The organism is Sutcliffiella tianshenii, from assembly GCF_016908565.1.
GTDB classification, from domain to species: Bacteria; Bacillota; Bacilli; order Bacillales; family Bacillaceae_I; genus Sutcliffiella_A; species Sutcliffiella_A tianshenii.
The window spans coordinates 52476-74194 of the sequence record NZ_JAFBED010000003.1 but is presented as its reverse complement, the minus strand read 5'-3'; the positions used below and the strand labels follow the sequence as shown (position 1 = coordinate 74194).

Here is a 21719-nt window from a genome sequence, read left to right as displayed (position 1 = left end):
AGTGAAGACGGAATCAAGTATGCGCTGGAAAAGTATGGGATCATCTGATTAAATACGGGGGGGAGTAAATAGATGATGTCTAAAACTGAAGGTTGGTTAACAATCGTTTACGGAACCCTTACAGGAGGGATCCCTATTAAGGAGGGTCCTGAAACGGCCGGGGTGGCTTGGTTCAATCCAGGTCGGTTGCCATTGTTGATGGTGCCGAATAGGAGAGGGCAGATTAGAAAATTTTGCGGAGATAGAGACAGGTTTGTAACTGGAGCTTTGGAAACACCGTTGTGGGTGAAGTGGTTGGGGAAGTGAACATACTGGTATATAGAAGCCTCATAAATTCGGGGCTTCTTTTTTTTTGATATTGTCAAGATGATATAAAACAATCGTCTTAGAATATGAAAAATGGGAAACATGGCAAGGACCTCATGTTAACCCCAAAAATTGATACGCAAGAATGGCCCCATCATCCGTTGTATATTTAATCTTTGTTCGGGAAAATTAAGGGAAAAAGTAATTTGGGTGTTTAATATGAGTGTATCAGAAAATATAAATGAGAATTTGTCTATTTTGCAGAGTTCCTTTCATCATAATAAAGAGCTGATTATTCGGTCGTTCTTTTTTTCGTCTGAGTCTTCGGGTTGCTTGGTGTACTTGGATACGATTGCCGATAAGAAAGTGATACAGGAGCATATACTCGGTCCTTTATTAAAGCTTGAAAAATTGTCCGGCAATCCTGTAAAACATATTGAAAATACGATCGAGATCTCCAAGATCAAAACGGTTACGGATTTACATGATGCCATTAAAGAGCTCTCAAATGGGAATACGCTCATATTTATTGATGGGACAGACCGGTGCATTTCAGCGGATACAGCAAATTGGAAGGACAGATCCCTGTCACCTCCGCAGACCCAACGAGTGTTAAAGGGGCCACAAATCGGCTTTACAGAGCTAGCCAATAATAACATCTCACTGATAAAACGATTCATTAAAAATGAGCAATTGACGATTGAGGATCAAACCATCGGGGAGGAAACGAGTACAGGGGTCTTTTTATTATACCTAGCTGATAAAGCGGATCGTGAAATAGTGAGTTATGTGAAAAGCAGGGTGAAATCCATTGATTTAAAGTCGATTCTCGATTCCTCCTATATACAGGAAAGCATCTCAAGCGATCAGATCACGCCTTTCCCATTGGTGCTGGCAACTGAACGTCCTGATGTAGTAGCTGGCCATCTATTGGAGGGGAAAATCGCTATCATTTGTGACGGTTCTCCGGATGCTTTGGTTGTGCCAGCCCTGTTCATCCAGTTTTTCCATTCGCCGGAAGACTATTATGAAAGCTCGATGTTCGATTTTACCAGGCTGATTCGAATCTTATCATTTATTGCTTCGATCTTCCTGATCCCTTTTTACATCGCATTTGTTTTGTTTCATCAGGAGCTTATCCCGAGTGAACTGCTTGTCAGCCTTGCTGCACAGAGGCAAATAGTCCCACTGCCTTTGGTCATTGAGGTCATCCTTTTGATGGTAATTTTTGAAGTATTATTGGAAAGTTCAATCCGACTGCCAACTGGCATCATGCTGGCATTCTCGATCATCGGGACAATCATTCTTGGGCAATCGGCTGCAGATGCGGGAATCGTACAGCTTTCCACACTCGTCATGATTTCAGCAACATATGTGTTGAATTTCGCTGTTCCCATTCATCCTTTCGGCAATGCCATCAAAGCCATCAGATATATCCTTGTGTTTTTGGCAAGTACCTATGGTTTATATGGAATCATCCTCGGAACGATTGTCCTGATCAACCACCTTTCTTCACTAAATAGCTTTGGTGTACCGTATTTATCACCGATCTCGCCTATAAAAACAACCGATCTTAAGGACACCTTCATTAGGTTCTCGTTAAAGAAGATTATCAATGCGCCCAAAAAATATAATAAGGACGATCTCTTTAAAAATAGCCGTAAATGAGTGATAGCATGAAATATCTGTATACTCTTTTTATACTTTTATCAGTGATAGCGGCGTTCTTCTCCCCGATGGATAAGCATGAGTTGAATGAAATTTCTTTTTCATTTGCGATGGGGGTCGATTATGCAGATGGCGGGTATGAGCTTTCGCTGCAATTGATCAATCCTGCTGCCATTGCCGGGAAAACACCAATTCCAAACTCACCCTACGTTGTATACAAAGCGAAGGGGAAAACCATTGATACTGCATTAGAAAGAATTTCCGTCAACCTATCCCGCTTTATTCATTTAAAGGAAGTGGAAGTCATTGTTATAAGTGAAAAAATCGCTCGAGAAGGAAAAATTAAAGACATTGCTGAATATGTCATGCACTCTGCACAGATCCCGGCTAATGCCAATATGGTGATATCGCAGGACGTAAATGCCAGTGACCTATTAATGGTTTATTCCCCTATAGAGGGCTTTTCAGCATTTGAAATCGCATCTATCCTCAAGAAATTAGGCAGAGATATTCCAAGGACCGCTTCTGAAATCAAGGTGAACGATATCAAGGAAGGAAAAGACATCGTCTTGCCTTTTATAAAAATTGAAGGAGATCTTAAAATTGGACAGGAAAAAGGAAATTTAGAAACAACGGGACCAGCCCATATCGCCTATGGAGGGTTGGCACTTTTCAAGGAGAATCAGCTAGCTGCCTTCCTTGATTACCGGGATTCTGCTTATGTGTCAATGCTGCAGGGAGCTGAATCTGGGTTTTCAATTGAAGCCAGCTGTCCAAAAGGGGAGGATGATCTATTTATCTTCCGTATACTTAGCAATCGCTCTAGAGAAGGGAAGTTAGAAATATATGAGGATAAGTATATCTATCATTTTAACTTGAATATCACCGGTGACATCAGTCAATTAAAATGCGAAATCAATTTAGAAGACCCTGAACAAATCAAGTTGTTAGAAAAGCAGCTGTCTAAAACCATCCAAAAGAATATCAACCATCTTCTGGCCATTTCTCAGGAGCATGAGCTAGATCTTCTTGGATTAGGCTTGATCATGCGCGAAAAAAGTCCGGGGAACTGGAAAAAGCTAAAATCCTACTGGCCGTTACGACTGAAAAACGCCGAAATCCAGGTTCATTCGGAAATCACTGTACAAAATATCGGGAATTACAAGGCAGGGGGTGGATAAAGTGGAAAACAAACCGCTCATAGGCATCATTGAGACCATGTTTGCGATGCTGCTATTCCTTTTAGGAAGTTCTGTCATTTTTGGTTTGAATTTATCTGCTGAAAAAGCCGCCTGGGTTGTCAGTCTTGTCGCAGGAAGTATTGGCCTGCTTTTATTCTGGATGAATGCTTATATTTGGAGAAACAATGATTACGGGAATCTTTCCTCCATTTTAAGAAAAAACTTTGGGAAATTCCTTGGAATTGCAGCTTCCCTTGCCTATGTCCTTTACTTTGCTTACCTGGCATCACGCGTATTGACAGATTTCACCATGTTCATTAATAGTCAATTACTATATTCGATGAAACCGTTTTTAATCAAGTTTTCAATCTTTCTTGTTATTGCCTATACCTATTTAAAAGGGCTAGAAGCTTTTATTCGGTCAGCAGTCATTATCGGTGGTATTACAGTGCCGTTTCTTCTGCTGCTTCCGTTCTGGGTTCTCGTCAGCGGGACTTTTAACTGGGAATATATCGAACCCATCCTGGATATGGATTTTAAAAAAATCGCCAGTACCCTCCCAACGATGATTACGTTTCCTTTCGGAGAACTGATCGCCTTTTTGATGATTTTCCCTTATCTTAAGCGTGAGCACAGATCATCTTTATCCAAGAAAGGCAGTTATATCATGATTTTCTTTACGCTCTTGCTTTCCCTTTTTTCTTTTTTGAGCCTTGGGGTACTACATCCGAATATGGCCAAGAACTACACATTTCCTATGATCAGTGCGATTGAAAAGGTAATACTCTTTGACTTTGTTAAAAGGCTGGACATCTTTGCGGTGATTATCATCATCTTTGGCGGATATTTCAAAATTTCGATTTTCACCTTCGCAAGTGTGAATCTTGCAAAATACACCATGACTAAGGTAAAGCCGCAAGTCCTGACCATATCCATTCTGGTGATCATCCTTCTGCTTTCCTACACCTATGCGGAAAATATCTCACAGCACTTGGAGGTCGGATTGAAATACGTACCGCTTTTTATCCATTTGCCGCTAGCCATCCTGGTGCCGATTTTACTTCTTTTCATCACGTTCATTAGGAAGAAGCGGGTGATGGGGTGAAGCTAGCTTGTTGAATATTGTTTTCACTTGATATTGGGATTTGGCTAATATACAGGTCAAATCGCCCGATATCCGATTTTGAGGTCTCCAATGGCCGGCCAATCCGAGTGTATCCCATACAAAAAAGCAGAGCCAACCACGGCTCTGCTTTTCCTATTACAACCCTGCCGAAAGCAATATGCTTCCTTCAGGCAACTGATTACCCTTTTCTGGTTCAAGTGTGATCGCAATCGTATCCCAGTCCTTATTTTCTGCAGGATCTACTTTGTATAAGACATACCCTTTGCCGTTCTCATCCACGGTGAAATCCCCAGCTGGAATCGGCGCACCATCCTTCAGAAGCCATACCTGGTACACTTCAGTTCCTTTGAGCTCAGGCAGTTCCTGTGTCTGAATCATGACGGATAGAGCCTGTTCCTGTTTGAAAAGGGCGGCAAATCCGCTTCCACCAGCCTCGGATGGCTCTAGTGCAACGATACTATCCGGCTGTACGAGTTCCTGTTCATCTGTTGAACCTTCCTTTTCATCCTGCATCAGGAAGTAGCCGTTTCCTAGCAGTGAGAGGATAAGCGATGCCGCCAGCAACCCAGTCAGCCAAGGTTTCGACTTATGGGTAGCTTTCTTTCTTAGAGGCGTCGGTCCTGTTACAGGCGTTGGATTTTCCACAGATACCGGTTCAACCTCTTCCTCAGCAAATACATTCCCTAAGATCCTACCCTTCATTTCTACCGGGGGAGTAACCGGTTCGGAAAGGAAAGCCATGTCACCAAGCACTTCCTGAAGTTCTTTCAGTTCTTCCTGGCATTCAGGACATGCCGCTGCATGCTGTTCGAAATCTTCTCTCTCTTTATCCGTTAAGTGTCCATTAAAATAATCCAAAAGCAAATCACACTTCTGACTCATAAGCTCCCCCTCCTTTCTCCATCTGCAATCAAAGTACTCTTTAATTTTTTCAATGCCAATCTTAGTCTTCCTTTCACCGTTCCGAGCGGAATACCGGTCATTTCGGCTATTTTCTGCTGGGTATATCCTTTAAAGTACATATAATGCACCATTTTTTTCTGATCGTCAGAGAGGGTGGATACTGCTTTCCTGATTTCATCGCGCTGTTCGTTCCACTCTGTCTGGCCTTCTGTCGAGTCCGTCGATTCTAGGAAAGGCTCGACGTCTTCAATCGGGGTGCTCTGATTTCGCGTTCTTTTTCGGATGATATCCAATGCCCTGTTTCTTGCCATAGTGAAAAGCCAGGAGGAGAACTTGCCTTTGGTGGAATCATAGATCCCATTTCCTTGCCAGAGCTTTATGAAGACATCCTGCATCGCTTCTTCTGCAATTTCCTGATCACCAGTAACTTTCATCAAAAAGGAATATAGTATTTTTTCGTACCTATCGTAAAGCTCTTCAAGAGCGGCCTTATCCTTGCCCCTTACCCGCTCATAAAGAAGTGCGTCCTTATTCTGCATAGAATTTCTCCCTCTTTATTTGATTGCTTCCATTATACCCTTAAGTGTCTAAGATAAAGAAGAAAAGACTCCTAATCACCTAACGATCGAAAAGGGATTTTGGATGCATTTTTCATCCCATATTTTGATGACTTGACTCTAATCCCATCCTAGCGTAACTTTATAAATATTGCAGTTTTTTTGCACCGGAGGAATGAAGATGCAAGTTAAAAAAGTTTTGAACAACAACGTCCTCATTGCGACCCACCCGGAGTACGGCGAAGTCATCCTTACCGGAAAGGGAATCGGGTTTGCAAAGAAGGCGGGGGAGAATATTACAGTCGACCGCGCAGAGAAGTTCTTTGTGCTCAAAAGCGAGGACGAGCAGAACCAATATAAGCAGCTTCTTGATTATATAGATGAAACGTTTATCGGCCTGATGAATGAATGCATGGAAATGGTCGAGGCAAGGTTTCAGGTGAAATTGAATGAGCATATCCATGTCGGCTTAACGGATCACTTGTATTTTGCTGTGAAAAGGATTCAGCAGGGCCTCGACATCAAGAATCCCTTTTTAAAAGAAACGGAGCTTGCCTATCCGAGGGAATATGCTGCTGCCATGGAGATTGTCGAATGGCTGAAGGTCAAGCTCGACCTTGCGATTCCAGAGGGGGAAATTGGTTTTATCACCCTGCACATCCACAGTGCACTGACGAACCGGGACCTGTCGGAAATCAATCGTCACACTCAGCTGATCAACGATATGGTGACAGTGATCGAGGACTCCTTGAGAATTAAGATTGACCGGACAGATATAAATTATCTGCGCCTTGTAAGACATTTTCATGCGTCAATTGAACGCGTCCAGACTGACCAGTTCCGTCCCGACCAGCAGGAAATCCTCGCAAAAGTGTTGCGGGAGGAATATCCCGTATGCTACAATCTAGCATGGAAATTGATTAAAATAATGCAGCAGAAACTGCAGAAGTCTGTGCCTGATGCAGAGGCAGTCTATTTGACTCTCCATTTGCAAAGGCTTTCTAAACAATAGAATAAGACCTATATACAACGTTTTTTTCACGTGTTACTGGTGATGCAGGCATGAGAGGAAGAAAAGCTGTACAGAAAGCGGTAGACCAGACGTCTACCCCGCTTTCGCGTACACTTTCTTGATTCTCATGCCTTTTTTGTTGTTCGGAACTTTTCTGCCATGCATGAAGATACTTAGGAGGAAAAAAGCTATGTTTAAGAAATCATTCGGTTTGCTGCAGCGAATCGGTCGCGCATTGATGCTTCCGGTTGCCCTGCTGCCAGCTGCGGGGATTCTGCTTGCATTCGGGAATGCGATGCAAAACCCGAACCTTGTCAGCCGTCTTTCATTTTTAGAAGCGGATGGCATCATTTTACTTGCTGAAATCATGGAGCAGGCAGGAAGCATCGTCTTCTCAAACCTGCCATTGTTATTTGCCATCGGGGTGGCCATCGGTCTCGCCAATGGTGATGGCGTTGCCGGACTTGCGGCAATGATCGGGTACCTGATCATGAACGTCACGATGAGTGTCATCTCAGGGGTTACAGCAGACCAGGTCGGAAGCGATCCTGCACTGGCCAATGTACTTGGGATCCCTACTCTTCAGACCGGGGTATTTGGCGGTATTATAGCCGGGGTGCTCGGGGCATATATGTACAATAAGTTCTACAATATTGAATTGCCATCTTATTTGGGATTCTTTGCTGGTAAGCGTTTTGTTCCCATCATTACTGCAGCATCCGCACTGGTGTTGGGTGTTGTGATGAATTTCATCTGGCCTTTTGCACAAGAAGGGCTTAATACTTTCTCTTACTTTATGACAGAATCAAACCGTACGTTGGCCGCCTTCATTTTCGGGGTCATCGAACGTTCCTTGATTCCATTCGGCTTGCACCATATTTTCTATTCTCCGTTCTGGTTTGAGTTTGGTTCTTACACCAATGCGGCCGGTGAAATTGTCCGCGGCGACCAGCGCATTTTCATGGAGCAGGTAAAAGATGGAGCTGAACTTACGGCGGGTACCTTCATGACTGGTAAATTCCCATTCATGATGTTCGGCTTGCCGGCTGCAGCACTGGCGATCTATCACTGTGCACGTCCTGAGCAAAAGAAATATGTTGCAGGAATCATGGGTTCCGCAGCCTTGACATCATTTTTGACTGGTATCACAGAACCGCTTGAATTCAGTTTCCTGTTTGTAGCACCTGTTCTATTCGGGATTCACGCAGTGTTTGCGGGTCTTTCCTTCATGGTGATGCACATATTGGATGTGAAAATCGGGATGACCTTCTCCGGGGGCGTCATCGACTATATCCTATTCGGTATCCTGCCGAACCAAACTGCTTGGTGGCTAGTGATTCCAGTAGGTTTGGCATTCTCAGTCATCTACTACTTCGGTTTCCGTTTTGCAATCAAGAAGTTCAACCTGATGACTCCTGGTCGTGAGGAAAAAGTGGAAGAGTCCGAAGAAAATGCAGCAGGCGGTTCATTGGATCTTCCATACGGCGTACTGAAAGCACTTGGTGGAAAAGAGAACCTGGCGAACCTTGATGCATGTATCACTCGACTGCGTGTGAGTGTAAGAGACGTCAATCAGGTAGATAAAGAGCAACTGAAAAAGCTTGGCGCTGCGGGTGTCATGCAGATCGATAAAAACATCCAGGCAATCTTCGGGCCTCGCTCTGAAATCATCAAAGGACAGATCCAGGATATCCTTAGCGGAAAAACTCCGGTGAAGGAAGAAGTGGCAGCAACTACAGAGCCGGTTGCAGTAGCTTCAACTGATAGTGAAATCGTGATGCCGATGAGCGGCAAACTTCTGCCGATTTCTGAAGTGCCTGACAAAGTTTTCTCCCAAAAAATGATGGGCGACGGCTTTGCGATTGAGCCTACGGAAGGAACTGTCGTTTCACCCGTAGCAGGAACAATCGTCAACCTATTCCCGACAAAGCACGCAATCGGGATTGAAACTGCTGAGGGCAGGGAGATTCTCGTGCACGTGGGAATCGACACCGTCAACTTGAAGGGTCGCGGCTTTGAAAGCCTGATCGAGCAAGGAGACAAAGTGGAACAAGGTCAACCATTATTGAAGGTGGACCTAAGCATCATCAAAGGCGAAGCGACTTCCATCATCACACCAATCATCTTTACAAATCTTGCTGCCGGCGAAGCAGTTGAGATAAAGGACGGTAAAGTGAGTTTTGGAGAAAAGGGCAGAGTTAAGATAGTAAAGAAATAAGAATTGCAGGGGCCTGACCCTCACCGCTTTAAAGCGGTGAGGGTCAGGCCCCTTTTCTACATCTAAAGTCTTACAAAAATTCAATCAAATCACGGAAGTATCCTATGTGCAAAACCCGTATCCTTAATTTAAAGAGAATAGTTAAAAAAGGCGGGAATTAAGATGACGAATTTTATTTGTGAAACTTGTGGAGTCCAGTACAAAGGAACGGTACATCAACCGGATTCTTGTAGAATATGCAACGAAGAAAGACAGTATGTAAGTCCGGATGGCCAGTCATGGACAACACTGGAAGAGATGAAACAAAAAGAATATCAAAATATCATCCAAATGGAAGAGGAAGGTCTATACAGTATTAAAACTTCACCGGAATTTGCAATTGGGCAAACAGCGTATCTTGTGCAGAATGCAGGTTTTAATGTGCTTTGGGACTGCATCACCTATTTGGATGAAGTTACAGTAAAAGCCATTAAGGCGCTTGGGGGATTACATGCCATCGCACTGTCGCACCCCCACTATTATTCAACCCAGGTTGAATGGGCCGAAGCGTTCGATGTTCCTATCTATATCCATGAGGACGATAAAGAGTGGGTGATGCGACCAAGCGGGCGCATCATATTCTGGTCGGGTGAATCCCTGGAATTAACCACAGGTATCACGTTGCACAGATTGGGAGGACACTTCAAAGGAGGAGCAGTAATGGAATGGACGGATGGGAAAAAAGGGAAAGGAGTCTTATTGACGGGAGATGTGATCCAAGTGGTAGCCGACCGCAACTGGGTAAGCTTCATGTACAGCTATCCGAACCTCATTCCGTTGCCGGCCACAAAGGTGGAGGAAATAGCTGATAAAACCCTGAAGTTAAAGTTTGATAGGATATATAATGCTTTTCATCGAGTTGTAATGGAGGATGCCCATGAAGCAGTACAACGGTCGGCGCAGAGGTATGTGGATGCGTTGAGTGGGAGATTATTTTAACAAGGAAGAAGTTTGGAAAAAAATGCGAGATTCCTGTCATTCTAATTATTACCTATAATAATTCGTATAGCTTTTTCATAAATATGGGGGTTGTTTCCAAAAATCGTTATCAATCCCTATTTTTATACAATTTAAGCTATTTTTTGGAAGAAAAATCAGTTCTATTAGATTATTTTGTAAATAGTAATCTTATCTATAATTAGAAGAGTATGACTATTACATAACCAAAGGAGCTGTTTTTGCCTTGAAGAGAACATTCCAAAAGCTTGGGAAAAATGTATTGGCCGGGACTATGGCATTATCGGTGCTGGCTACTCCAGCAATGGGAAGTGCGGTAGATGCTGCACCGAAAGAGCATAAGGACAAGCAGGGAAAGCATGATGTGGAACTGAGAATTTTGGGGACAACGGATATCCATACGCATCTGGTCAACTATGATTATTACAAGGATGCTGAAACGAATGAGTTCGGCTTGGCAAAAACGGCAACATTGATCAAAGAGGCAAGGGCAGAAGCGAAAAATACATTATTGTTTGATAACGGGGATCTGATACAAGGAAACCCGCTTGGTGATTATAAGGCAAAAGTGGATGTGCTGGAGGACGGTGAGCTGCATCCGGTTTTTCAGGCAATGGAGCTGTTGGACTATGATGCGGCCACTTTAGGAAATCATGAGTTCAACTATGGGATGGACTATTTGGATGAGGTACTTGATGATGCACCGTTCCCTTATGTAAGTGCCAATGTGTTCAAGGATGATGGGGATGATAATCCGAAGAATGACAAGACTTATATCAAGCCATACCAAATCATCAAGAAGAAGGTTGTTGATGAAAGAGGGAAGAAAAAGGTGCTTCGCGTAGGTGTGATTGGTGCCGTGGCTCCTCAGATCACCCAATGGGACAAGGCGCATCTTGATGGCAAAATCATTACGAAGGATATTGTGAAGTCTGTGGAGGAAAATATTCCGAAGATGAAAAAGGACGGGGCGGACCTGATCATCGTCCTTGCACACTCAGGAGTAGGTGATGCTGAGTATGCGGAGATGGAAGAGAATGCAACATATGACCTGACAAAGGTAAAGGGTGTCGATGCAATCATCACTGGACATAACCACCTGACTTTTCCTGGCGGTTTCAAGGACCTCCCAGGTGTTGATACAGAAAAAGGTACCATCAATGGCGTTCCGGTTGTGATGCCTGGTAACTGGGGCAACCAGCTTGGTGTGATGGATTTGACGATTACCAAGGTGAAAGGCGATTGGAAGGTGAAGGACTCAGTCTCCAGCCTGAAGCCGATCATGGACAAGGATAAGAATAGTTTGGCAGAGCCCGATCCTGCAGTGCTTGCTGCGGTAAAAGAAGCGCATGAAGGAACCATCAATTATGTTCGTCAGGCGGTAGGCACGACTACAGCGGATATACACAGCTACTTCGCACTAGTCCAGGATGATCCGTCCATACAGATTGTAACGAATGCCCAAAAGTGGTACATCGAAAAACAATTGCAGGGAACAGCCGATGAAAACACACCTATTCTTTCTGCCGGTGCACCATTTAAAGCTGGCGGGAGAAACGGTGCAAGCTACTACACGTATATTCCTGCAGGGGAAATCGCAATCAAAAACGTGTCGGATCTTTACTTGTATCCGAACACTGTCGCAACAGTAAAAGTGACTGGTGCTGACGTATTGGAGTGGCTGGAGATGTCTGCTGGCCAGTTCAAGCAGATCGACCAGAACGCTTCCGGAGTACAGCCACTGGTGAACACGGATTTCCCGACATACAACTATGATGTCATTGATGGTGTCACCTATGAGATAGACGTAACGGAGCCTGCGAAATACGACAAGGACGGGAAAGTCATCAACGCCGATGCTAACCGTATCAAGAATTTGCAATACAACGGTGAGGCAATTGATTTGACTCAGCAGTTCATCGTCGTAACAAACAACTATCGTGCTAGCGGTAAGTTCCCGGGTGTAAGAAACAACACTGGTGTGGAGCTGTATCCGGATGAGAACCGCCAAGCAATCATCGACTACATCCGTGAGCTTGGTACGATCGATCCATCAGCAGACGGCAACTGGACATTCGCACCAGTGGGCGGAACGGTAGACGTATCATTTGATTCTTCTGTGAATGCTAAAGACTCACTACCGGAAAGCAACGTCATCCGCTATGATGGAGTAAGTGATAATGGGTTTGGCAGATATGTTCTTCAACTCCCAACTGAACAACAATAATGATAAAAGGGAGAGTGCTTACCATTGGCACTCTCCCTTTTATTTAAATCTACTCACCTTTTAATAGAAAGTGCACAATATCTGCAAAGTTTTTGGGTAAGGGTAAAAATATATTAAAATAACTCAACTTTTTGCGGAGGTGCTTATAGGATGTCAGATTATAAGAAAGATAGTATTTCACTGAAAGGAGCAGTTGGATTAGGCACAGGCGTGATGATCAGCGCTGGGATTTTTGCCCTGCTAGGACAGGTAGCAGAAATGGCAGGGTCTTGGTTCCCCCTTATTTTTATTGGAGGAGCAATCGTTACCGCATTTAGCGCATATTCTTACATAAAAATGAGCAGCGAATACCCTTCAGCCGGAGGGATTGGAATGTTTTTGGTTAAGGCTTATGGTAAAGGAACTATAACAGCTTCAGCTGCATTACTCATGGCGATTTCCATGGTCATAAATCAAAGTTTGGTTGCCAGGACATTTGGAACATATACATTGCAAATTTTTGACGTAAATGAAACAAGCTTTCTTGTACCTATTCTTGGAGTAGGGCTTCTTACATTCGCATTTATAGTGAATATTACTGGAAATAGATTTATCCAATCTTTTACCTCGATTGTTTCCCTATTAAAAATCGCAGGATTAGCTATTTTTGCGATTGTCGGGTTATGGATTGCAGGCTTTTCGATTGAAGGAGCTGCTGGTGGAGGCGGCAATAGTTATGTCGATCAGACTCTAGTTAGCGCAATAGCTGCGATGGCCTTGACGATTCTTTCCTTTAAGGGGTTTACCACCATAACAAATAGCGGATCCGAAATTACCAAACCTAAGAAAAATATCGGCAGAGCCATTATGATTTCTATTTCTATCAGTGCAATCATTTATGTACTACTAGCTTGGGCAGTCTCAAGCAACCTTTCATTAAATGAGATTATTGAGGCGAAAGATTATGCTTTAGCTGAAGCAGCAAAGCCAGTGTTAGGTGAATATGGTCTCTGGTTTACTGTTGCAATCGCCATCATTGCCACTATTTCAGGCATCATAGCCAGTGTATTTGCCGTTTCACGGATGCTGGCTATGTTGACGGATATGAAATTGATTCCTCATAAACATTTTGGAATGCCGGGAAGTATTCAAAAACACACTCTTGTTTATACCATTGTTTTAGCGATGCTGTTAACCATCTTATTTGATTTAAGCCGTATTGCCTCCATGGGCGCAATTCTTTACCTGGTAATGGATATCATCATCCACTGGGGAGTATTCAAGCATCTTCGTGAAAAAGTTGGACCGAATCCTGCTATTGTATTAAGTGCACTAATTCTTGATGTGGTGGTACTGGGTGCCTTTATTTCGGTTAAAATTTCCACAGACCCTTTAATAGTTGTTTTATCAATTATTTTTATGATATTGATTTTTGCAGGTGAGAGATTATTTCTACGTAAAATGGATGATAGTAAGTAAAAAAAGAAAGGTGCCTGACCCCCAGCGCTTTAAAGCGCTGGGGGTCAGGCACCTTTACATTTATTTAAAGGAATTTCACTATATATAAAGAATTATTTAGTAAAGCGAAAGAAAAGGAGAGTGCTTGATATGAATCTAGTTGTTCTGGGTGCTCATTGCGGGGACGCTGAAATCCAGGCGGGTGCGATTGCGTACAAGTATGCAAAAGCAGGTCATAGGGTTACATTTGTACACTTGACTGCAGGGGAAAAGGGGAATCCAGCTGGTATTTCAATCGAGGATTATAGGGAGCAAAAAATCAGGGAGTCCGAGAAAGCGGCCGCTCTTCTTGGAGTGGATACGATCACGCTGGATTACAAGGATGCAGAGCTTACCTTCAATGATGAAATTGTGACACGTGTCGCGACGCTTATGCGGGAGCTGAAGCCCAAAACGGTGATTACCCACTGGGAGAAAAGCATTCATCCAGATCACGCCCTGTGTGCGCAAATTGTACAGGCTGCCCAGTTGAAGGCAGGGCTTCCGGGTTTCGTCCTCGAGGGATTACCTGCACATTTTTACAACTATTTTCACAGTGAAAACTGGGAGGACATGGAGGAATATGTGCCGGACATTTTTGTTGATGTTTCGGTGGAGTTTGATACATATCTAGAAGCGCTTTCCCAGTATTGGTTCGTGATGAATTCAAAGTCGTTCCGCTACTATGATTACTACCAGGCACTTGGTACGGTGCGTGGCTGTGTGAACCGGACAAAGTATGCACAGACACTCAAATATCCTACAGGATTAAACGTAAGAAAAGGCCCTGCCATTCCAGGGTTCGATCTATAAGGAGGCGAAATGAATATGACAACTTACCGTTATTATCGATCGGGGGATGAAAAACAAATCGTGGAGCTCTGGAACCAAAGTCTTGGAAGGGATCCGATTACATCCAAAAGATTTCGCAATCTGGTGCTGCTGGATGCAAACTTTGATCCGCGCGGCCTTCGTTTGGCTTTTGAAGGGGATAAGTTTGTCGGCTGTGTGTATGCAGTAAGAAGAAGGCTGCCAATGTATGAAACCGACCTAGAGCCTGACAATGGCTGGATCCCATTCTTTTTTGTCGATTCCGATATGCGGCGAAAGGGTGTCGGGAGGAGATTATTGGAAGATGCGGTTGCTTTTCTAATAAATGAAGGCCGCTCCAATATTTTCTTTTCCTCCTATGCTCCGAACTACATTTTACCTGGGATCGATGCGGAGGCGTATCCGGAAGCATTCTCTTTTCTTGAGAGCCAAGGATTTACCAGACTCTATTCCCCAGTTGCGATGGATAAAAGCTTGCTAGGGTACGAGATTTCCGAAGCTGTAAAAGCATTGAAGCGAAACAGGCAGGAAGAGGGATATACTTTTTCAAAGGCAGAGGATAAAGACCTTTATGAAGTGATTCAATTTGCCAATGAAAAGTTCAATCCAGATTGGGGACGGGCGATCCGTGAGGGGATCCTGCAAGGCCTCCCATTAGAAAGGATTCTCGTTGCCCGGGATAACGAGCAGTTAGTCGGGTTCTGTATGTATGGTGGCTATGAAGGGGTGCCAGACCGCTTTGGCCCGTTTGGCGTCGATCCGGATCAGCAGGGAAAAGGGCTCGGGAAAATCCTTTTATCCGACTGCCTTCAAAGCATGCGAGCGGAAAGTCTGCACACAGCCTGGTTCCTTTGGACGGGCGAGCAGACTACAGCCGGGCATCTATATAAGAAGAATGGATTTGAGATTACAAGGAAGTTTCATGTGATGAAGAAAATAATAGATTTAAAGTAAGGTAGTATACCTTCCGTTCATGAATAAGATTTATTAAAACGGGAGGAGAGGGTCAATTGTGGAGAATAAACCAATCATCGGTATCACCTCTCATGTAGAGCTTGATTATCGGCACAGCCTATCGAATGATTATATCCAAGCCGTCATCCAGGCTGGGGGGATACCGGTTATTTTACCTATAGGGGGAGTAGATTCTGATACGGCGAAGCTTGCAGATAAGTTGGATGGTCTAGTCTTGTCTGGTGGAGGAGACATTGATCCCATGCTATTCGGTGAAGAGCCGCATCCTCATTTAGGAACCGTCTCACCTGGGAGAGATATTTTTGAAATGGCGATAATAGAAAAAATGCTCGCTTCCAATAAGCCGATCCTTGCTATTTGCCGTGGTATTCAAATCCTCAATATTGCCATTGGGGGAGACATGTATCAGGATATTTATAGTCAAAAAGATGAATCTTTACTCCAACATTCCCAAAAAGCAGCACGGTCTCATTTGTCTCACTATGTAATTGCCAACGAAAATAGCCTGCTGGCAGAAATTGCAGGGCAAACAAAATTTAAAGTGAATTCCTATCATCACCAGGCCGTTCGAAATGTACCGGACCCTTTTATCGTCTCCGCCCGCTCTTCGGATGGTATCATCGAGGCCATCGAAAGTGTGAGGCATCGGTTTGTGTTGGGTGTTCAATGGCATCCTGAGCCCTTGGCTGTCGATGGGGATGGTATTGCAAAAAACATTTTCAGTAATTTTGTCCAAAGCTGTTAATGCACAGTAGGATAGGAATTTTGTGTTCAAGTATAGGAAAAGGCAACCAACAGTTTAACACTTTCTGTTGGTTGCCTTTTTTAAATAATTCATTTTCCTGTTTATCTAAAACATCCACAACCCCAAAACAGTAGCGACGATCAACCCCGCAATAACCGGTATGAAACTGCGCCTTACTAGCTCCATCACCGGTACTTTCGCAAAGCCTGCAACCGCAACGAGGGAAGACCATGCAATCAGCGTTCCGCCCCCGACCCAGATAGCACCCATTTGACCAATGGCAGCAAGAGTGGCAGGATCGACGCCGACACTATCACCAAGGGCACCGGATAGTGCGCCGACCAATGGAAGGCCAGAGAACCCGGAGCCATCCAATCCGGTAATCATTCCGACTAAAAGAATGCCAAAGCCTGCGATAAACGCATTCTCAGGAATATAGGATTGGCCTGCAAGAATCAGGTCGAACAAGAAAGAAGGTGTTTCTTCTGCCGGTGTTCCAAATATTCTTCCTGCCAATTCCCCGCTGCCGATGAAGAAAAAGCCTGCAATCGGGATGACCGGCCCCATCGCTTTAAATGCGAAGACAAAGCCTTTGACGAGATGGTCGCTCACGTTTGTAAGGGAGGTTCTCGCCTGTTTGAAGAAAGTCGCCCCGATCAGAAGGATGACGGATGCTCCCCCGATCAGTGCAGCCCCTGCGCCGCCTTCCAATGATGGCAGGACATCGGAGAATTTCGCAAGGATCATATAGATGATGATGGTTAGGAAGGTTCCAGGAACAAGGATGGCAAAAATGGTGCTGTACTTGCTTCTGGTTACCTGGGAGGCTTCGGAATCATCCCCTGCTCCTTCTGCCGTGCTTGCAATGCTGTTCCATTTAATAAGAAGGTCATTGGAAGGACGAGCTATCAACTTCCGCAATGCCAGATAGGCGAGGACGATGGCGGTCAAGCCTGTTATGAGTGATAGTATAAAAGCTTTGTCTGCAACGCTTGCAAGGTCGACCCCCGCTGCTGTAGCGGTTAAGGATGGAGCAATCTGAATGATATAGTCCGAAGAAAGTGCCATACCCTGGCCGGCCAGTGAAATTGCCACTGCCGCCCCGATTGGAGGAAGTCCGGCACGTACCGCGACCGGAATCAGCAAGGCACCAACAAGTGGCACTGCTGGTGTCGGCCAGAAAAACAGGGAGATGGAATAGGTGACGAAAACAATCACCCAGAACGATATATGTCCATTTTTCATAACACGCTGAAATGGTGTGATCATCATTTCATCTGTTCCAAGGGATTTTAATGAATGAAGCAGGGCGGTCATGATGGTGATGATGAGGAAGATGTTGAACAGTTCTCCTGCCGCTATCAAACTTGCATTAAATATAGTCTGAAGTCCGAATGTGAAAGAACCGCTAAAAATCCAACCTACCAAAAATGTGACAAGGATAGCCGGGACTACAACATTTTGCCTAAAGAGCATCGTGAGTATGATAATGACGGTGCCTGCGAGATACATCCAATGTGCAGCAGTTAAATCCATCTATGCATACCCCTTCCTTTATTATGATTTCCAAGGCTGAAAACAGGGATCTTGGTATAGTAGGGTATGCTTTGGGATGGGCACTGGTGTTGATGGTTTTAATGAATGAGGAAAAAATCTATCATACAGGGGCTTGTCCTCGTAAACTTTAGAATTCCGAGTGAAAATGTCATACTTGAACTCGTTTTAGTAAAAAGAAGGGTTAGGTCTTTCCCCTACAGAATATTATGTAAGGGAGGTGAGATACATGAAGGTAGAGGAATATGTAAGCTATGATGGCTTAGGCCTTGCCGAACTTGTAAAAGCAAAAAAAGTGTCCCCCGAAGAACTTGTCAATCTGGCTATCTCGCAAATCGATAAGTGCAACCCGTCTCTCAACGCAGTTATCCACACGATATATGATCGGGCAAAAACTTCCGCAAAAGATAATATAGAAGGTCCTTTTGCAGGTGTGCCCATGCTTCTGAAAGACTTCTCGCAGGAACTAAAAGGAGAACCTATCTCAGGCGGTTCCCGAGCACTCCGTACCTATAGATCCACTTCAGATTCCGAATATGTTACCAGATTAAGAAAAAGCGGCTTTCTTTTTCTGGGACAAACCAATGTTCCGGAGCTTGCCATCCTTGCATATACTGAACCGGTTGAATACGGGCCTACCCGCAACCCATGGAATCGTGATCATACACCCGGGGGATCTAGCGGAGGTTCTGGTGCTGCAGTGGCTTCCGGAATGGTCCCGATAGCGGGAGCCAATGATGGAGGAGGCTCCATTCGCATCCCTGCAGCGTACTGTGGATTGTTCGGGCTGAAGCCTACAAGAGGCAGAACCCCTGTCGGCCCGCAAAACGGAAGATTCTTGCACGGAGCAGCTGTGGAGCATGTGCTGACCAGGACTGTTCGTGACAGTGCGGCCGTACTGGATGAACTGAATGGTTTTGAAAAGGGTGCGGCATTTACTGTGCTTCCGTTTGATGAAAGCTATCTGCAAACCATGGAAAGGCCCCTTGATAAAAAAAGGAAGATTGCATTTTCCATCAAATCACCAATCGGTACGGAAGTGAATGCAGCGTGTATAGAAGCGGTGATGAAAACCGTGCACTTTCTGGAATCATCCGGTTTTCATGTGGAAGATGTGGATGCGCCGGTGGACGGAAAGAAAGTTGCCAAAGGCTTTCTGACCACGTATTTTGCCGAAATAAGTGCCAGTATTGCAAGAATGGAGGAAGTGTTGGGAAGGAAAGCCTCCTATCGTGATATGGAGCCCCAGACGTGGCTGATGGGGTTGATGGGCAAGGAAATCACAGCACAGGAATTCGTATTGAGTATGAGGGAATGGGATATTGCCGCATATGCAATGGAGTCCTTCCATGAAGACTATGATTTCTATATAACGCCCACCACTGCGTTTACTCCTGCCAGAATTGGGGAGCATGAACTAAAGAGAGTGGAGAAGCTGGCCCTTCAAATAACAGGGAAAATGGGCAAGGCAGGCTTCCTGAAGAAAATGGGGCTTGTCGATCAGATGGTGGAAGATGCCTTTAAAAGGGTGCCCTTTACTCAATTGGCGAATCTTACCGGTCAGCCCGCAATGTCAGTGCCGCTTCATGTCACAGAAGATGGCCTGCCTGTAGGTGTGCAATTCATGGCAGCACGGGGAAGGGAAGACCTTCTGCTGCAAATGGCGAGCTTCCTCGAGAAATCGGATTTATGGGAAAGTGTACCTAAAAAGTGTATGATTTAATATGGCAGTGTTTATTAGGGGCCTGACCCCCACTGCTTTAAAGCGGTGGGGGTCAAGCCCCTTAATCAAGATCGAAAGGTGTGAAATAGCTTTGCCTCATACTCAACAAAAGAAATCAAAGTGGAAGCAAGCTGCAAAGATTGTGAAGAATTATGTTCTTATTACGCTTGGGGCTTTGCTGTTGGCAGTAGCCATTGAAAAATTCCTGATCCCAAATCAGATGGTGGACGGGGGAATCGTTGGGGTTTCCATCATGCTCTCGGAAATCACAAATATTAAGCTTGCCATATTCCTGGTATTATTGAATCTTCCTTTTATTTTCTTAGGGTACAAGCAGATAGGAAAGACATTTGCTTTTCAAAGTGCTTATGGAATAGTTGCGGCGTCCATTTTCACTGTAGTGTTTCACCATTCCACCCCGGCAACAACAGATCCGCTCCTGGCGGCTGTCTTCGGTGGAATCATTATCGGTATTGGCGTAGGAATCGTGCTGCGCAACTCGGGAAGCTTGGATGGAACAGAGATCCTTTCTATCCTGATCAGCTCCAAAACGCCATTTTCAGTAGGGAACATTGTGATGTTCATCAACCTGTTCATACTATCAAGCGCAGGGTTTGTCTTCGGTTGGACTTCGGCGATGTACTCGCTTATCACCTATTACATAGCTTCCAAAACAATCGATGTGGTGGTGCAGGGTATGAGTGAAACCAAATCTGTACTTATCATCAGTGATGAATATGAAGAAATTGCACAGGCAATCATGGATCGACTTGGACGGGCCGTCACGTTTCTCGATGGTCAAGGTGCCTATTCCCAGGAAGACCGGAGAGTGATTTTTTCTATTATCACAAGGCTCGAGGAAGCTAAATTGAAAAGTATTGTAGACGGAATTGACGAAAATGCCTTTCTTGCCATTGCAAATGTCAACGATGTAAAGGGTGGTCAGTTCAAGAAGCGGAATATCCACTAGGGAAAAACGGCCCGGACTTGAAATGGACAAGTCTGGGCCTATTTGTAATTATTTACCCCTCTTCTCGGACACCATTTCACATACCGCATCATACATGACCGCCATCCCCGTCTCTGTCGCTTCGAAGTTATAGGCCATCTCTTTGCTGATCCCAAGGTTCCCGGCTTCCCTTTCGGAGTCGATGTTTGCTCCCATGAAAATGAACTCCCAGCTGTATTTCTCTTGTTGATGGTGAATAAGATCCCTTACCTTTGCAATAGTAAATTCTCGACTTGAATTTTCCTCACCGTCAGTAGTGATGACAAAGATTACATTATTTGGTCGATCTTCCGCTTTAGTATTGGCAAGGCGGTGGCCTACATCAAGTATGGTTTTCCCGATAGCATCGAGCAGTGCGGTCGAACCCCTGACGAAATAATCTTTATCTTTCAGGGTGACACTTTTTGCATCCACTCCATTCCAAAGGATCTCATATTGGCTGTCAAAAAGTACGGTAGTCAAAAGTGTGTCCCCTTCATGCTCGCACTGTTTTTTTATGAATGTGTTGAACCCGCCGATGGTATCCTGTTCAAGGCATGACATCGACCCGCTTCTGTCCAGTAAGAAAATAATCTCTGTTAAATTGTTTTTCATCATCTTCATCCTCCTAATATCCTTCATGCTATAATAATAGCGTGATATATCCATAATTTGGTCGCCTGCAAAGCGACATTTTGGAGGGGCAGAAAATGATCGACCATAAGCTGCTGGAGGAACTGAAGGAATACATTGATTTTCATTTGCATCTCGTAGTATATGAATCTAGCTTCAAGCTTTCGGAGCCGATATTAGAGGAATGCCATTCGTTTGAAATAGATGATTTTATCAAAAAGAATAAAAAGCCATCCTTGCAGGAGCTCCTTTTTCAATATATCGACGAAAGGGAGCTGAACGATGCGGCAGTTTATAAAAAAGCGGGGATGGACCGGAGGCACTTCTCGAAAATCCGATCCAACCCAGACTATAAACCTCGTAAAACGACAGTCATTGCACTTGCTTTGGCATTGGAGCTTGATTCCGATTGTGCGGAGGAATTCCTGAACGCAGGAGGCTACTCGCTTTCTGGAAGTGAAAGATATGACCTGGCAATCCGCTTCTTTTTGGAAAGAGGCATCTATGATATGCAAAGCATCAATGAGACTTTGGATTATTTGAGCTTGAAGACATTTTAAAAAGGTCCTGACCCCCATTGCTTTAAAGCGGTGGGGGTCA

The 21719-nt window shown here is 44.5% G+C and carries 19 protein-coding genes; 15 read left to right on the top strand and 4 right to left on the bottom strand.

Annotated elements, in window-relative coordinates:
- Positions 1-72 precede the first annotated feature (72 nt).
- The 4 genes from JOC95_RS07305 (at position 73) to JOC95_RS07290 (ending at position 4260) form a co-directional block, all read left to right on the top strand.
- The gene (locus JOC95_RS07305; protein ID WP_204414817.1) at positions 73-306 is read left to right on the top strand and encodes a hypothetical protein; all 234 of its coding nucleotides are present in this window, start codon (positions 73-75) and stop codon (positions 304-306) included.
- Between the two features lie 219 nt (positions 307-525).
- Complete coding sequence (locus tag JOC95_RS07300; protein WP_204414815.1) at positions 526-1974, top strand: spore germination protein; 1449 nt, start codon at positions 526-528, stop codon at positions 1972-1974.
- An 8-nt stretch (positions 1975-1982) separates the two neighbouring features.
- On the top strand, positions 1983-3155 hold the full coding sequence (locus tag JOC95_RS07295; protein WP_204414814.1) for a Ger(x)C family spore germination protein: 1173 nt from the start codon (positions 1983-1985) through the stop codon (positions 3153-3155).
- Between the two features lies 1 nt (position 3156).
- Positions 3157-4260, top strand: a complete 1104-nt coding sequence (locus JOC95_RS07290) for a GerAB/ArcD/ProY family transporter (protein ID WP_204414813.1) — start codon at positions 3157-3159, stop codon at positions 4258-4260.
- 156 nt (positions 4261-4416) lie between these two features.
- Here the strand turns inward: JOC95_RS07290 and JOC95_RS07285 are convergent, their stop codons facing one another.
- Together JOC95_RS07285 and JOC95_RS07280 are read right to left on the bottom strand one after the other, a co-directional pair.
- Complete coding sequence (locus JOC95_RS07285) at positions 4417-5163, bottom strand: anti-sigma factor (protein ID WP_204414812.1); 747 nt, start codon at positions 5161-5163, stop codon at positions 4417-4419.
- Positions 5160-5723 (bottom strand): RNA polymerase sigma factor, encoded by a 564-nt coding sequence (locus JOC95_RS07280; RefSeq protein ID WP_204414811.1) that lies wholly within the window; start codon positions 5721-5723, stop codon positions 5160-5162. Before JOC95_RS07280 ends, JOC95_RS07285 begins: the two co-directional genes overlap by 4 nt.
- 199 nt (positions 5724-5922) lie before the next feature.
- Here JOC95_RS07280 and glcT point away from each other — a divergent pair, with 199 nt between their 5' ends.
- From glcT to JOC95_RS07240, 8 genes are all read left to right on the top strand, one after another.
- On the top strand, positions 5923-6753 hold the full coding sequence (gene glcT / locus JOC95_RS07275; RefSeq protein ID WP_204414810.1) for a glucose PTS transporter transcription antiterminator GlcT: 831 nt from the start codon (positions 5923-5925) through the stop codon (positions 6751-6753).
- Between the two features lie 190 nt (positions 6754-6943).
- Positions 6944-8971 (top strand): glucose-specific PTS transporter subunit IIBC, encoded by a 2028-nt coding sequence (gene ptsG / locus JOC95_RS07270; protein WP_204414809.1) that lies wholly within the window; start codon positions 6944-6946, stop codon positions 8969-8971.
- A 162-nt stretch (positions 8972-9133) separates the two neighbouring features.
- Complete coding sequence (locus JOC95_RS07265; protein WP_204414807.1) at positions 9134-9949, top strand: MBL fold metallo-hydrolase; 816 nt, start codon at positions 9134-9136, stop codon at positions 9947-9949.
- 292 nt (positions 9950-10241) lie between these two features.
- On the top strand, positions 10242-12194 hold the full coding sequence (locus tag JOC95_RS07260; RefSeq protein WP_204415499.1) for a bifunctional 2',3'-cyclic-nucleotide 2'-phosphodiesterase/3'-nucleotidase: 1953 nt from the start codon (positions 10242-10244) through the stop codon (positions 12192-12194).
- A gap of 150 nt (positions 12195-12344) precedes the next feature.
- Positions 12345-13652: an APC family permease gene (locus JOC95_RS07255; protein ID WP_204414805.1), complete on the top strand. Its 1308-nt coding sequence runs from the start codon at positions 12345-12347 to the stop codon at positions 13650-13652.
- A gap of 129 nt (positions 13653-13781) precedes the next feature.
- Positions 13782-14483, top strand: coding sequence for a PIG-L deacetylase family protein (locus tag JOC95_RS07250; RefSeq protein ID WP_204414803.1), 702 nt, complete (start codon positions 13782-13784; stop codon positions 14481-14483).
- 15 nt (positions 14484-14498) lie between these two features.
- Positions 14499-15455 (top strand): GNAT family N-acetyltransferase, encoded by a 957-nt coding sequence (locus tag JOC95_RS07245; protein WP_204415497.1) that lies wholly within the window; start codon positions 14499-14501, stop codon positions 15453-15455.
- Between the two features lie 58 nt (positions 15456-15513).
- The gene (locus tag JOC95_RS07240; protein WP_204414801.1) at positions 15514-16221 is read left to right on the top strand and encodes a gamma-glutamyl-gamma-aminobutyrate hydrolase family protein; all 708 of its coding nucleotides are present in this window, start codon (positions 15514-15516) and stop codon (positions 16219-16221) included.
- 105 nt (positions 16222-16326) lie between these two features.
- Here JOC95_RS07240 and JOC95_RS07235 read toward each other — a convergent pair whose 3' ends face one another.
- Positions 16327-17757, bottom strand: coding sequence for a hypothetical protein (locus JOC95_RS07235; RefSeq protein ID WP_204414799.1), 1431 nt, complete (start codon positions 17755-17757; stop codon positions 16327-16329).
- Between the two features lie 247 nt (positions 17758-18004).
- Here JOC95_RS07235 and JOC95_RS07230 point away from each other — a divergent pair, with 247 nt between their 5' ends.
- Positions 18005-19498, top strand: coding sequence for an amidase (locus JOC95_RS07230; RefSeq protein ID WP_204414797.1), 1494 nt, complete (start codon positions 18005-18007; stop codon positions 19496-19498).
- Between the two features lie 91 nt (positions 19499-19589).
- Positions 19590-20468, top strand: a complete 879-nt coding sequence (locus tag JOC95_RS07225; RefSeq protein WP_239582772.1) for a YitT family protein — start codon at positions 19590-19592, stop codon at positions 20466-20468.
- Positions 20469-20516: 48 nt separating this feature from the next.
- Here JOC95_RS07225 and JOC95_RS07220 read toward each other — a convergent pair whose 3' ends face one another.
- Positions 20517-21104: a vWA domain-containing protein gene (locus JOC95_RS07220; RefSeq protein WP_239582771.1), complete on the bottom strand. Its 588-nt coding sequence runs from the start codon at positions 21102-21104 to the stop codon at positions 20517-20519.
- Positions 21105-21196: 92 nt separating this feature from the next.
- On the opposite strand from JOC95_RS07220, the gene JOC95_RS07215 reads away from it, so the two are divergent.
- Positions 21197-21679 (top strand): hypothetical protein, encoded by a 483-nt coding sequence (locus JOC95_RS07215; protein ID WP_204414795.1) that lies wholly within the window; start codon positions 21197-21199, stop codon positions 21677-21679.
- Positions 21680-21719: the final 40 nt, after the last annotated feature.

Bases quoted from the DNA above. Each gene is read 5' to 3' on its own strand.
- JOC95_RS07285 (WP_204414812.1), bottom strand. From the start codon at position 5,163: ATGAGTCAGAAGTGTGATTTGCTTTTGGATTATTTTAATGGACACTTA.
- JOC95_RS07250 (WP_204414803.1), top strand. From the start codon at position 13,782: ATGAATCTAGTTGTTCTGGGTGCTCATTGCGGGGACGCTGAAATCCAG.
- JOC95_RS07245 (WP_204415497.1), top strand. From the start codon at position 14,499: ATGACAACTTACCGTTATTATCGATCGGGGGATGAAAAACAAATCGTG.
- glcT (WP_204414810.1), top strand. From the start codon at position 5,923: ATGCAAGTTAAAAAAGTTTTGAACAACAACGTCCTCATTGCGACCCAC.
- JOC95_RS07295 (WP_204414814.1), top strand. From the start codon at position 1,983: ATGAAATATCTGTATACTCTTTTTATACTTTTATCAGTGATAGCGGCG.
- JOC95_RS07260 (WP_204415499.1), top strand. From the start codon at position 10,242: ATGGCATTATCGGTGCTGGCTACTCCAGCAATGGGAAGTGCGGTAGAT.
- JOC95_RS07235 (WP_204414799.1), bottom strand. From the start codon at position 17,757: ATGGATTTAACTGCTGCACATTGGATGTATCTCGCAGGCACCGTCATT.
- JOC95_RS07305 (WP_204414817.1), top strand. From the start codon at position 73: ATGATGTCTAAAACTGAAGGTTGGTTAACAATCGTTTACGGAACCCTT.
- JOC95_RS07220 (WP_239582771.1), bottom strand. From the start codon at position 21,104: ATGATGAAAAACAATTTAACAGAGATTATTTTCTTACTGGACAGAAGC.
- JOC95_RS07230 (WP_204414797.1), top strand. From the start codon at position 18,005: ATGAAGGTAGAGGAATATGTAAGCTATGATGGCTTAGGCCTTGCCGAA.
- JOC95_RS07215 (WP_204414795.1), top strand. From the start codon at position 21,197: ATGATCGACCATAAGCTGCTGGAGGAACTGAAGGAATACATTGATTTT.
- JOC95_RS07255 (WP_204414805.1), top strand. From the start codon at position 12,345: ATGTCAGATTATAAGAAAGATAGTATTTCACTGAAAGGAGCAGTTGGA.
- JOC95_RS07300 (WP_204414815.1), top strand. From the start codon at position 526: ATGAGTGTATCAGAAAATATAAATGAGAATTTGTCTATTTTGCAGAGT.
- JOC95_RS07280 (WP_204414811.1), bottom strand. From the start codon at position 5,723: ATGCAGAATAAGGACGCACTTCTTTATGAGCGGGTAAGGGGCAAGGAT.
- JOC95_RS07265 (WP_204414807.1), top strand. From the start codon at position 9,134: ATGACGAATTTTATTTGTGAAACTTGTGGAGTCCAGTACAAAGGAACG.
- ptsG (WP_204414809.1), top strand. From the start codon at position 6,944: ATGTTTAAGAAATCATTCGGTTTGCTGCAGCGAATCGGTCGCGCATTG.